The organism is Pseudomonas sp. TCU-HL1, assembly GCF_001708505.1.
GTDB lineage: Bacteria > Pseudomonadota > Gammaproteobacteria > Pseudomonadales > Pseudomonadaceae > Metapseudomonas.
Window position 1 is genome coordinate 2,153,217 of sequence record NZ_CP015992.1, and the last position, 12,074, is coordinate 2,165,290.

Here is a 12,074-nt window from a genome sequence, read left to right on the forward strand (position 1 = left end):
TCCACCTTCAGTTCCGAGACCACTCCATGACCACCGTCCGTACCCGTATCGCGCCGTCGCCCACCGGCGACCCGCACGTGGGCACCGCCTACATCGCCCTGTTCAACCTGTGTTTCGCGCGCCAGCACGGCGGTCAGTTCATCCTGCGCATCGAAGACACCGACCAGTTGCGCTCCACGCGCGAGTCCGAGCAGCAGATCTATGACGCCCTGCGCTGGCTGGGTATCGAATGGGACGAAGGTCCGGATGTTGGCGGCCCGCATGGCCCGTATCGCCAGAGCGAGCGCGGCGAGATCTACAAGAAATACTCCCAGGAGCTGGTGGACAAGGGGCATGCCTTCCCTTGCTTCTGCACCGCAGAGCGCCTGGACAAGCTGCGCGCCGAGCAGACCGAGCGCAAGGAAACCCCGCGCTACGACGGCCACTGCATGCACCTGGCCAAGGATGAGGCCGATAAGCGCATCGCCGCGGGCGAGCCCCATGTCGTGCGCATGAAGGTGCCGAGCGAGGGCGTCTGCGTGGTGCCGGACATGCTTCGCGGTGATGTCGAAATCCCGTGGGATCGAATGGACATGCAGGTTCTGATGAAGACCGACGGCCTGCCCACCTACTTCCTTGCCAACGTCGTGGATGACCATCTGATGGGCATCACCCACGTACTGCGTGGTGAAGAGTGGCTGCCCTCGGCGCCCAAGCTGATCAAGCTCTACGAGTACTTCGGCTGGGAACAGCCCAAGCTCTGCTATATGCCGCTGCTGCGTAACCCGGACAAGAGCAAGCTGTCCAAGCGCAAGAACCCCACCTCCATCACCTTCTATGAGCGCATGGGCTTCCTGCCCGAGGCGATGCTCAACTATCTGGGGCGCATGGGTTGGTCGATGCCGGACGAGCGCGAGAAGTTCTCCCTGGCGGAGATGGTCGAGCACTTCGACCTGTCGCGTATCTCCCTTGGCGGTCCGATCTTCGATCTGGAGAAGCTTTCCTGGCTGAATGGCCAGTGGATACGCGAACTGCCGGTCGAGCGTTTCGCCACAGAGGTTCAGAAGTGGGCGCTCAACCCCGAGTACCTGATGCGCATCGCGCCGCACGTGCAGGGCAGGGTAGAGACCTTCAGCCAGATCGCCCCGCTGGCCGGTTTCTTCTTCTCCGGCGCTGTATCGCTGGACGCCAAGCTGTTCGAGCACAAGAAACTGAGCCCGGACCAGGTGCGTCAGGTCATGCAACTGGTGCTGTGGAAGCTGGAGTCCCTGCGCCAGTGGGAGAAAGACCGGATTACGGCCTGTATCCAGGCTGTTGCCGAAAGCCTGGAACTCAAGCTGCGTGATGTGATGCCGCTGATGTTTCCTGCCATTACCGGCCACGCCAGTTCGGTATCGGTGCTGGATGCCATGGAAATCCTCGGGGCTGACCTCAGCCGCTTCCGCCTACGGCAGGCCATCGAACTGCTCGGTGGCGTGTCGAAGAAGGAAACCAAAGAGTGGGAGAAGCTCCTCGCGGCCATCGCCTGATGGCCCTTCGGCTGGTGCGAGGCGGGCCGCGCACTGGCCGAGGTCGGGTAAGTGTTTGTTCTTCCAGATAAAAAAGTTCGTATAGTAGAAAAAATATTGTTGACAGCCGGATGGGGCGCCCCTAATATGCGCCCCGTCCTCGCGACGGGGCTATAGCTCAGCTGGGAGAGCGCTTGCATGGCATGCAAGAGGTCGACGGTTCGATCCCGTCTAGCTCCACCACTCTTTCCGGAGTGGGTCGCGAAAAGGCATGAAGGTTTCGTCCCCTTCGTCTAGTGGCCTAGGACACCGCCCTTTCACGGCGGTAACAGGGGTTCGAGTCCCCTAGGGGACGCCATATTCCAGCAGCATCGGCCAGGCCGGTGTAGCCGAAGTAATTCGGGGCTATAGCTCAGCTGGGAGAGCGCTTGCATGGCATGCAAGAGGTCGACGGTTCGATCCCGTCTAGCTCCACCAAATCGATGCAATGTGCATCACACGGGGCCAGCCTAGCGCTGGCCCTGCTGTTCGAAGGTTTTGTCCCCTTCGTCTAGTGGCCTAGGACACCGCCCTTTCACGGCGGTAACAGGGGTTCGAGTCCCCTAGGGGACGCCATATTCCAGCAGCATCGGCCAGGCCGGTGTAGCCGAAGTAATTCGGGGCTATAGCTCAGCTGGGAGAGCGCTTGCATGGCATGCAAGAGGTCGACGGTTCGATCCCGTCTAGCTCCACCAAATCGATGCAATGTGCATCACACGGGGCCAGCCTAGCGCTGGCCCTGCTGTTCGAAGGTTTTGTCCCCTTCGTCTAGTGGCCTAGGACACCGCCCTTTCACGGCGGTAACAGGGGTTCGAGTCCCCTAGGGGACGCCACTTCAAGATTTCCCGCACTGCGGGCTTTTCAAGGGTCATTCCAGCTTGGGATGGCCCTTTTGTTTTTCTCCTCCAGAAAACTTTTCAGCGCACGACGAACGGTTTGCCGAATGTCTTGCCAATTTGTATTACGCAAATAATATTATGTGTGTAATTTAATAGGAGGCTGCCATGAGCGACAAGAAAGCCCAGACGCGCGAACGCATCCTGCAGGCGGCTGCCTCGGCGATGCTCCGTCACGGTCCCCAGGAGCCTGGCGTGGCTGACGTGATGTCCGCTGCCGGGCTCACGGTGGGTGGCTTCTATGCCCATTTCACTAGCAAGGACGCCCTGATGCTGGAAGTCTTCGAGCAACTCCTGCGAAAGCGCCGCGACCTCATGGCACTGGTTGACCGGAGTCTCCCTGGGGCGGAGCGCCGCGTTCTGGCGGCGGGTTTCTACCTGTCACACAAGCATCGGGACGCCACGCGTTCCGGTTGCCCGCTGCCGAGCTCGCTTGGGGCGGTGCCGCAACTGCCGCCGGCATACCGGGAGGCGCTGGCCGAGCATCTGGAGGTGCTCAGTGCCGAAATGTGCGAACGCCCCGAGGAAGCCGAGAAGGCCCTCGCCGTCATTGCTCTGATGGTGGGCGGGCTGTCGCTGGCCCGTGCATTGGGAGTTGGCGACCTGTCTGACCGAGTACTGCGTGCCGCCAAGGCGGCGGTTATCTGAGGAACCTGACGATGAACAACATGAGCCTGATTCGTGGATTGCACGCCACCCTGGGTCGCCTGGCGCCGCAGACTGTCGCCCGTCGCATGCGTCGTCAGTTCATGACGCCGCGTAACCTGCCCCCGCGTGATTGGGAGATGCCGCTGCTCGGTAGCGCCGAGCGCATCACCTTGCGTTTCGGTTTGTCGGCCCTGCGCTGGGGGAGTGGGCCCACCGTTTTGCTGATGCACGGTTGGGAGGGGCGCCCCACCCAGTTCGCCAGCCTGATCGACGCGCTGGTGGCTGCGGGCTACGGTGTGGTGGCCCTCGATGCTCCTGCGCATGGCCACTCGCCTGGTCATGAGGCCAATGTGGTGCTGTTTGCGCGCGCCCTGCTGGAGGCCGCTGGGGAGCTGCCACCGCTGCACGCGGTCATCGGTCATTCCATGGGCGGCGCCAGTGTGTTGCTGGCCAGCCAGATGGGCTTGCGTGCGCGGGCCCTGGTGAGCATTTCGGCGCCCAGCAGGATTCTCGGACCGCTGCGCAGCTTCGCTCGCTACATGGGGCTTCCGCCCAAGGCGCGGGCCCATTTCGTCAGCCTTGTGGAGCACCATGCGGGGATTCCTGCGGCGCATCTGGATGTGCAGCGCTACCAGCTGGATGTACCTGGCCTGGTGGTGCATGCCGAGGATGACCCGGTTGTGCCGGTCGACGAGGCGCACGTGATTCACGATGCCTGGTTCGACAGTCAGGTGCTGCGCCTGGAGACGGGCGGCCATCAGCGATTGCTGGCTGATCCCCGTCTGACCGGGGCGGTGCTTGGCTTGCTCGCGGAGGTTCGCGAGCCCCAGGTACTCGCGGAGGTATCGCGCTGAGTCGTCGTGGCACGTTCTGTCGCAGCACTGGCAGGTGACCTGCTGTCGGTGCTCTACTTCCAAGGTTCACGGCCCTGGCATGGTCGCCTGCGACCCAGGCCCGGAACTTTGCAACGTGGAGAGCTGACATGAGCCTAACGATGGATGTGGTGCTGCAGCGGGCGCGACCGGTTCTGCCCGTGCTGGTGATCGAGGATACCGGGCTGGCCCTGGACCTTGCCGGCGCGCTCAGCGCGGGTGGCGTCGAGGTGCTGGAAGTCACCCTGCGAACCCCTCGCGCGCTGGATGCGCTGGCGGCGATTCGCAAGGCGTTTCCGGACCTGCTCGTAGGGGCGGGTACCCTGATTCACACCGAACAATTTATCGAGGCGCGCGATGCCGGGGCGCATTTCGCCGTCAGCCCCGGTTGTACCGAGCGCCTCGCCGCGGCTGCCGAAGACTCTGGCCTACCGTACCTTCCCGGGGTGATGACACCGTCCGAAGTCTTGCTGGCGCTGGAGTACGGCTACCGCTCGCTGAAGCTGTTCCCGGCCAATGGCAATGGCAGCGTGAAAATGCTGAAGAGCCTGAAGGGGCCGTTCACCGGCATTCGCTTTTGCCCCACCGGTGGCGTGACGCCGGACAACTTGCTGAACTTCCTGCGCCTGCCCAATGTGGCCTGTGTCGGTGGCACCTGGATTGCGCCGTCGAGCCTGATTCGTGCCCGCGCCTGGGACCAGATCACCCAACTTGCCGCAGAGGCCCGCGAACTGGCCGGAAGCCTGGAGCTTCACTCATGAACTGGGACCTGCCCGATCCGTTCGTCATCGATATCAAGGTCAATGCCGAAGACATCGATGGTCTAGGCCATGCAAACAACGCCGTGTATGTCAGTTGGCTAGAGCGCTGCGCCTGGCGCCATTCCCAGAGCCTGGGGCTGGACCTGGCCGAATACCGGCGGCTGGACCGTGCAATGGCGGTGCTGCGCCATGAAATCGACTACCTGGCTGCGGCCTACGAAGGTCAGGAGTTGCAGATCGCGACCTGGATCGTTGAGTCGGACCAGCGACTGAAGATGGATCGACGCTTCCAGCTGGTCCGGCCGGAGGACCAAGTCACCTTGTTGCGGGCCAGGACCACCTTCGTCTGCATCGAGCTTTCCACCGGCCGCCCCAAACGCATGCCGACCGAATTCGTCGAGGGATATGGGCGTGCCCTGCAGCCGCCGTTCCCGCTGGAGCTTTGAGGCTCAGTCCGCTGCGGGGGCGAGGAATACTTCGTGCGGATTCTGCACGATGCGCAAGTGGCGGACCTCCCCAGGCTGGATGACGGCGGATTGAGGGATGCCCGGGGGCTGTGCGGCACAGTATCCCGATGCATTCGGCGCTACCCGCAGCGCCACCTCCCCGGCGGGTACCGGGATGCTGACCGACTGGCCGGGCGCGATCTGCGCCACCAGTTCGTTCTGAACATAAAGGTCGATGTCGCAGGCATCCGGTACGTTTTCGTCATGGCTGATCAGCAGCTCGCCAAGGGCGTCCGGCACGGCTTGCAGCGGCGACGACATGATGGCTTCGCTGGCGGCGAAGACGACCGTGGTTGCCAGCGTAAGTGCGGCAAGGACGGGTACAAGGGAATTCATCCTGGCAGTTCTCCTGCGCCGAAGAGGTGAAATTTCGACCACCAGTCCTGCCGGATGCTCCCCGGGATATTCGCCGTCCGTCTTGCTGCGTAAACTACGTGCCTTTTTCCTTCGAGCCTGTCATTCATGCAAATCGCCCTGGCCCCCATGGAGGGGCTGGTCGACGAGATCCTCCGCGATGTGCTGACCCGCGTCGGCGGCATCGACTGGTGCGTCACCGAATTCATCCGGGTCTGCGACCGACTCCTGGCAGCCAGCACGTTCGAAAAGCTGGCTCCCGAACTCGCCGACGGCGCTCGCACTCGCGCCGGCACCCCCATGCGGGTCCAGCTGTTGGGGTCCGACCCGGTGTGCCTGGGCGATAACGCTGCCTTCGCGTGCGAGCTGGGTGCGCCGGTCATCGATCTCAATTTCGGCTGCCCGGCCAAGACGGTGAACAAGTCCCGAGGCGGCGCCGTGTTGCTCAAGGAGCCCGAGTTGCTCCACGCGATCGTTCGCGAGGTTCGTCGTGCCGTGCCGGCGCAGATTCCGGTGACGGCGAAAATGCGTCTCGGCTTCGAAAACCCGGACGGCGCCCTGGATTGTGCGAGGGCGTTGGCCGAGGGCGGTGCCCAGCAGATCGTGGTGCACGCACGGACCAAGGTCGAGGGCTACAAGCCGCCGGCACATTGGGAGTGGGTGGCGCGCGTGCAGGAGGCGGTCAAGGTGCCGGTGTTCGCCAATGGCGAGGTCTGGACCCTAGATGACTGGCGCCGCTGCCGCGAAGTGAGCGGCGTGGAAGACATCATGCTTGGTCGTGGGCTGGTGTCGCGTCCGGACCTGGCTCGCCAGATTGCCGCTGCACGCGCGGGTGAGCCGGTGCGGGAAATGACCTGGGCGGAGCTGCTGCCCTTGCTCCAGGATTTCTGGCGACAGGCCCGCCGCAAACTGGCGCCACGCTATGCGCCGGGGCGCCTGAAACAGTGGCTGGGCATGCTCACCCGCAGCTATCCCGAGGCGGTGGCGCTGTTCACCGACGTGCGGCGGGAAAACGACTGTACCCGGATCGATGCGCTGCTCGGGGTGCCGGACCTGGCGCAGGAGTGGGCCGAGGCCGTTTGAGCACGAAGCGTCGTCGAGCGAAGGTCAGGCAAGGCGGGCGGGGGGCGCCGATGCTGCGGCTGGCACCGGTGATGACCATGACCTTCCGCATGGTTTTTCCTCGAGGGCTTGAAATGCAGCAGGGCGCCCCTATCTAGGTGACTGCGGGATGCCGAAGTCGGGTCCCGCACTTGAACACTTGCTGATTATTCAGGAGATCACCATGAGCACTGCTTTTTCCCTCGCCCCTCTGTTCCGCCATTCCGTGGGCTTCGACCGCTTCAACGACCTGTTCGAGTCTGCCCTGCGCAATGAGGGCGGCAGCACCTATCCGCCCTACAACGTCGAGAAGCACGGTGATGACCAATACCGCATCGTCGTTGCCGCAGCCGGCTTCCAGGAAGAAGACCTGGACCTGCAGGTCGAGCGCGGCGTGCTGACGGTCTGCGGCGGCAAGCGCGAGAAGAGCGACGAGTCCGTCACCTACCTGCATCACGGCATCGCCCAGCGTGCCTTCAAGCTGTCGTTCCGCCTGGCCGATCATATCGAGGTCAGGGCTGCCGCTCTGCAGAACGGCCTGCTGAACATCGATCTGGTGCGCATCGTGCCGGAAGAGGCCAAGGCCAAGCGCATCCCGATCAACGGACAACGTGCAGTGTTGGAAAGCTGATCTCCACGCGACCACGCGAGCCGAGAAGAAGAGGGCGCCCAAGGGCGCCCTCTTTCTTACCTGCTTTCAGGTTCGAGCTGGCCGTTGCAGGCTATGGGCCAGCAGGGCGCGGAACTCGATCAGGGGCAGCGGCTTGCTGTACAGGTAGCCCTGGTAGAGATAGCACCCTTGCTGTTCGAGGAAGTTCAACTGCTCGATATGCTCCACGCCCTCGGCGATCATTTCCAGGCCGAGGCTGCGAGCCATGGCGACGATGGCGCGAATGATCTCCGCGTCATTGGGGTCCTGGGTGGAATCGCGGATGAAGGACTGGTCGATCTTCAGCGCATCCACCGGCAGGCGCTTCAGGTAAGTCAGGGATGAATAGCCGGTGCCGAAGTCGTCCATGGCGAAGCTTACGCCCAGTTTTTTCAGGCGACGCATCTTGCCGATGGTGTCGTCCAGATTCTGGATGACGATGCCTTCGGTAATCTCCAGTTTCAGCATGCGTGCCGGCAGGCGGCTGCGCTGCAGGCAGCGTTCGACCCGCTCGACGAAGTCGCTCTGGCGGAACTGCCGGGGGCTGATGTTGACGCACAGGCTGAAGTCCCGGGCATCGGCCAGTCCCTCCGCCACCAGCTGTTCGCAAGCGTGGCAGGCTTCATCCAGCACCCAGGCGCCTACGTCCAGGATCAGGCCGCTTTCCTCCAGCACCTGAATGAACTGGCCAGGCGACTGCGGGCCCAGGGTTGGGTGATGCCAGCGAAGCAGCACTTCGCAGCCCACCATTTTGTTGGTGCGGGCATCCACCTGGGGCTGGAAGTGCAATTCGAACTCGCTTCGGGCAAGCGCCAGGCGCAGGTCGTTCTCCAGCCGCAGGCGCTCGCTGGCCGCTTCCTGCATGGTGCTGCGGAATATCTGGATCGCATTGCGGCCGGAGTCCTTGGCCCGATACAGGGCGATGTCGGCGCGCTTGAGCAGGTCGGCCGGGCTGGCGCCGTGATCTGGAATGAGGGCGATGCCGATGCTCGGGGTGACCTGCAGACGGTGCCCTTCCAGCAGCATGGGCTCGGCGAGCAGCTTGCGCAGCTTGTCGGCGATTCCACGCACCTGACGGGTGACCTCGGAGCGCTTGCCTTCGAGGCCCGTGAGCAGCACCACGAACTCATCGCCGCCGAGTCGTGCGACCGTGTCTTCCAGGCGCACGCTGGCTTCAAGGCGTGCGGTGACCATCTTCAGTACTGCGTCGCCCAGCGGGTGGCCGAGCGAATCGTTGATGTGCTTGAAGTGGTCGAGGTCGAGGAAGAGCAGGGCGCCGCGCATGCTGTGGCGTTGCAGCAGGGAAATCTGCTGCGTCAGGCGATCGGTCAGCAGGGCGCGGTTGGGAAGGTTGGTCAGCGGGTCGTGGTAGGCCAGGTGCTGGATTTGTGCCTGGGCGTCTTTCAGGGCGCTGATGTCCCGTGCGGTGAGCAGCAGGCAGGGCGTGCCATCCAGGTCAATTTGTTCCACCGAGACTTCCACCACTTTCTGGCTACCGTCACGGTGCTGGCCGAGCATTTCCAGATGATGCGCGCGGCCGTTGCGCTTGATCAGGTCGATCAGGTGCTCGCGTTCCGTCGGGTCGGCCCAGATGTTCATTTCGCTGGCGGTGCGGCCCAGCACCTCGTCGGTGCGGTAGCCGGTCAGGCGGCTGAAGCCTTCGTTGATCTCGATGTATCGGCCGGTGTCGCGCTCGGTGATGGTGATGGCGTCGGGGCTGGAGTGGAACGCCTTGGCGAACTTTTCCTGGCTGGCCTTGAGCGCCGCTTCGGCCTGTTGGCGTGCCGTGATGTCACGGAAGGTCGTGGTGATGCAAAGCTGGCGCTCGACACGGATGAAGCGGCTGGAGACCACGCAGGTCAGGAGCCGGCGATCGCGGGTCAGGAAACGTGCCTCCACGTTGTCCAGGCCCTGGTTCCGCAGCAGCTCGGCGAACAGGCGTGAGCGCTGGTCGGGGTCGGCCCAGAACTGGATGTCCGGGGCGCTGCGGCCGACGATCTGCTCCGGCTGCCAGCCGAACACTTCGCTGAAGCTCGGGTTGATCTCGATGAACAGCCCGTCGCGGATGCGCGAAACGCAAATGGGGTCGGGGCTGGCCTGGAACAGGGTGACGAACTTTTCCTCCGAGGCCGCCAGGCGTTGCTCGCGGCGGACCCGTTCGCTGATGTCCATGAGGATGCCCGTCATCCGCTGCGGTCGGCCCCGTTCATCGCGGTAGAGCTTGGCGGTGCTTTCCAGGTAGTGGACTTCGCCATCGCTGAAGCGCGAGCGATAGGTCACCTGGTAGTCGTTCTCTTGCCCGTCCAGCAGCGCTTGGTAAGCGCGGCGCATGCTCTGGCGGTCTTCTTCCGGTACGCAGATGAAAAAGTCGCGAAACTCGCCTTCGAACGGTTCCTTGGATAGGCCGTGAAGGGCTGAGGCCCGAGCCGAGCCGTACAGCGTGCCATTGGCGATGTGCCAGTCCCAGGTGCCCAGGTCGGCGGATTCCAGCGCCAGGTTGAGGCGTTCCTGGCTGTCTTTCAGGGCCTGCTCCTGGGCGCGCTGGCGGGTGACGTCGCGGGCCGTCAGCACCAGGCAGATACGACCATCCAGCTCGATTTCTTCGCCGTAGAGCAGGTAGGTAGCACGGTCGCCATTACGGTGCCGCAAGTTCACCTCCAGTTCGCTGAGATGACCGTGGCGCTGCAAGGAATCGAGCATCTCTTGGCGTTGCTGCGGGTCTTCCCAGATGCCCAGTTCCAGCGAACTCTGGCCGATGGCTTCTTCCTGGCTCCAGCCGAACTGGCGTTCGAAGCCGAGATTGATCTCCAGGAAGCGGCCGCTCGCCCGGTCGGTGATCACGACTGCGTCGGGTGTGCTGCGAAAGGCCTTGGCGTATTTCTCTTCGCTGATACGCAGGGCGTTCTCTGCCCGCTTGCGTTCGGTTGTGTCGAGGAAGGTGCTGATCAGGTAGGGCTGACCTTCCAGTTCGATGTATTGGCTGGACAGCTGGCCGTCCAGGGTGTTGCCGTTGCGCGTGCGCAGTTTCACTTCCTGGTAGACCGGCGCGCGATTGCTTCGGACATTGCTGTGCAACCATTCGCGTTGGCCAAGGTCGTCCCAGATGCCCAGTTCCAGTGTCGTGCGGCCGATGGTTTCGGTCACGGGCCAGCCCAATACGTCTTCGAAATGCTGGTTGGCTTCGACAATCAGGCTGTCGGTCAGGCGGACCAGCAGCACGACGTCCGGGCTCAGGTGGAAGAGGCTGGAATAGCGCTGCTGTGAATTGAGCAGGTCCTGGGCGCGCTGCTGTTGCTGGGTGACGTCGCGCATCACGCCGATCATCCGCCGCTTGCCGTCGGTCGGGGGTTGCAGGCTGCCGCTGACTTCCAGCCAGTGGAGACTGCCGTCGGGCCAGCGGATGCGATGGCGCAAGGCGCGCTCGGACTGGCGGCCATCGAGCACTTCCTGGAACAGGCGCAGCACTTCGCCTCGATCGTCCTCGGGAATCAGCTGGATGTAGTCCACCGGCTCGCTCAGGGGGTGGTGTGGGTCGATGCCGAACAGCGCCTGCGCACCGCGGGACCAACTGACCCGGCCGGAATCGATATCCCAGGACCAGGCGCCCAGTCGGGCACCGTTCAGCGCTGCCAGCAGGCTGGGGGCGTCCTGCCAGGATTGCTCGAAGGCGACGGGGTCGAGGGCAGCAATATGGGGAAGCGGGGGATTCGGGTCACTGGCTTTGCGCATGCGCGCCCCTTTTCCGGCGATAGGGCAGTTGTTCGGGTCGGTGAATCGCAGGGATACGCCTGACGGCTTCCCGACCCTGTTCTTATGTGGTGCGGCTCAACTTAGCCTTAGCCCTTACAGGTATGCAAGGTCGTCGCGCTGCGCATCCAGCAGCGCCATGAAGGCTTTGGCTGCGTTGGACAGGGTGCGTTCGGTGTGGAGGATGTAGCCCAGTTGGCGCGACAGTTGGATGTCCTGCAGCGGCAGGCGTACCACCGAGTCGTCGAGCATGGTGCGCGGCAGCACGCTCCAGGCGATGCCGATGGACACCATCATCTTGATGGTTTCCATGTAATTGGTGCTCATGGCGATGTTCGGTGTCAGGCCCTCGGCCTCGAACATGCGGCGGACGATGTGGTGGGTGAAAGTGTTGCCGCCGGGGAATACCGCCGGGTGCCGCGCCACATCGGGGAGGAAGATGGTCTTGTCGCGGGCCAGCGGGTGTTCCGGCGCGGCGACGAAGTCCAGCGGGTCGTTCCACACCGGCACCGCCTGGACCGGCAGCGCGGTTTCCGGTGCCAGGGTGATCACAGCCAGCTCCACGCGGCCGTGAAGGATTTCCTCATAGGCCACTTCCGAGTCGAGGAACTGGATATCCAGCGCCACTTGTGGGTAGGCGCGGGTGAAGGCGCGCAGCAATGGGGGCAGGCGATGCAGTCCGATGTGATGGCTGGTGGCCAGGGTCAGGCGGCCGCTGATGTCGCCGGACAGATTGCTCAGTGCCCGGCGGGTGTCGTCCAGCACGTTGAGGATCTGATAGGCGCGGGGGAGCAGGGCGCGGCCGGCTTCCGTGAGGCTCACCTCACGGCCCAGGCGATCGAACAGGCGCACGCTGAGCTGCTGCTCCAGGGACGCGATGCGCTTGCTCACCGCCGGTTGAGTCAGGTGCAGGCGCTCTCCCGCTTCCGAGAAGCTGCCGGTCTCGGCGATAGCGATGAAAGCATTGAGGCTGGCCAAATCCATACATGGACTCCGTGGTTGCTGGACCCGTAG

10 protein-coding genes and 6 tRNA genes are annotated in these 12,074 nt (G+C 63.6%); 13 read left to right on the forward strand and 3 right to left on the reverse strand.

The window, feature by feature from the left end; all coding sequences use genetic code 11:
• Window positions 1-26 precede the first annotated feature (26 nt).
• The 11 genes from gltX to THL1_RS09985 all read left to right on the forward strand — a co-directional run bounded on the left by gltX (window position 27) and on the right by THL1_RS09985 (window position 5,149).
• Window positions 27-1,508: a glutamate--tRNA ligase gene (gltX, locus tag THL1_RS09935; protein ID WP_069086465.1), complete on the forward strand. Its 1,482-nt coding sequence runs from the start codon at window positions 27-29 to the stop codon at window positions 1,506-1,508.
• Window positions 1,509-1,654: 146 nt separating this feature from the next.
• A tRNA-Ala gene (locus THL1_RS09940) sits at window positions 1,655-1,730 on the forward strand.
• 39 nt (window positions 1,731-1,769) lie between these two features.
• A tRNA-Glu gene (locus tag THL1_RS09945) sits at window positions 1,770-1,845 on the forward strand.
• A 43-nt stretch (window positions 1,846-1,888) separates the two neighbouring features.
• Window positions 1,889-1,964, forward strand: a tRNA-Ala gene (locus tag THL1_RS09950).
• 62 nt (window positions 1,965-2,026) lie between these two features.
• Window positions 2,027-2,102: transfer RNA gene (locus THL1_RS09955), tRNA-Glu, on the forward strand.
• Window positions 2,103-2,145: 43 nt separating this feature from the next.
• A tRNA-Ala gene (locus THL1_RS09960) sits at window positions 2,146-2,221 on the forward strand.
• 62 nt (window positions 2,222-2,283) lie between these two features.
• Window positions 2,284-2,359 (forward strand) — tRNA-Glu (locus tag THL1_RS09965).
• A gap of 171 nt (window positions 2,360-2,530) precedes the next feature.
• Window positions 2,531-3,070 (forward strand): TetR/AcrR family transcriptional regulator, encoded by a 540-nt coding sequence (locus THL1_RS09970; protein WP_069083118.1) that lies wholly within the window; start codon window positions 2,531-2,533, stop codon window positions 3,068-3,070.
• Window positions 3,071-3,081: 11 nt separating this feature from the next.
• Entirely contained in the window at window positions 3,082-3,924 is an 843-nt protein-coding gene (locus THL1_RS09975; protein ID WP_069083119.1) for an alpha/beta hydrolase, read from the forward strand.
• Between the two features lie 128 nt (window positions 3,925-4,052).
• A complete protein-coding gene (locus THL1_RS09980; RefSeq protein ID WP_069083120.1) occupies window positions 4,053-4,703 on the forward strand; it encodes a bifunctional 4-hydroxy-2-oxoglutarate aldolase/2-dehydro-3-deoxy-phosphogluconate aldolase in 651 nt (216 codons plus the stop codon).
• The gene (locus THL1_RS09985) at window positions 4,700-5,149 is read left to right on the forward strand and encodes an acyl-CoA thioesterase (protein ID WP_069083121.1); all 450 of its coding nucleotides are present in this window, start codon (window positions 4,700-4,702) and stop codon (window positions 5,147-5,149) included. Before THL1_RS09980 ends, THL1_RS09985 begins: the two co-directional genes overlap by 4 nt.
• Before the next feature lie 3 nt (window positions 5,150-5,152).
• On the opposite strand, the gene THL1_RS09990 is transcribed toward THL1_RS09985, so the two are convergent.
• Window positions 5,153-5,545 (reverse strand): hypothetical protein, encoded by a 393-nt coding sequence (locus THL1_RS09990; RefSeq protein ID WP_069083122.1) that lies wholly within the window; start codon window positions 5,543-5,545, stop codon window positions 5,153-5,155.
• A gap of 126 nt (window positions 5,546-5,671) precedes the next feature.
• Between THL1_RS09990 and THL1_RS09995 the strand changes: the two genes are divergently transcribed.
• Window positions 5,672-6,646, forward strand: coding sequence for a tRNA dihydrouridine synthase (locus THL1_RS09995; protein WP_069083123.1), 975 nt, complete (start codon window positions 5,672-5,674; stop codon window positions 6,644-6,646).
• Window positions 6,647-6,848: 202 nt separating this feature from the next.
• Window positions 6,849-7,295, forward strand: coding sequence for an Hsp20 family protein (locus THL1_RS10000; protein ID WP_069083124.1), 447 nt, complete (start codon window positions 6,849-6,851; stop codon window positions 7,293-7,295).
• 66 nt (window positions 7,296-7,361) lie between these two features.
• Here the strand turns inward: THL1_RS10000 and THL1_RS10005 are convergent, their stop codons facing one another.
• Window positions 7,362-11,042 carry a sensor domain-containing protein gene (locus THL1_RS10005; RefSeq protein WP_069083125.1) on the reverse strand — a complete coding sequence of 1,227 codons (3,681 nt, stop codon included), beginning with the start codon at window positions 11,040-11,042 and terminating at the stop codon, window positions 7,362-7,364.
• 114 nt (window positions 11,043-11,156) lie between these two features.
• Window positions 11,157-12,044, reverse strand: a complete 888-nt coding sequence (locus tag THL1_RS10010) for a LysR family transcriptional regulator (protein WP_069083126.1) — start codon at window positions 12,042-12,044, stop codon at window positions 11,157-11,159.
• Between the last annotated feature and the right edge of the window lie 30 nt (window positions 12,045-12,074).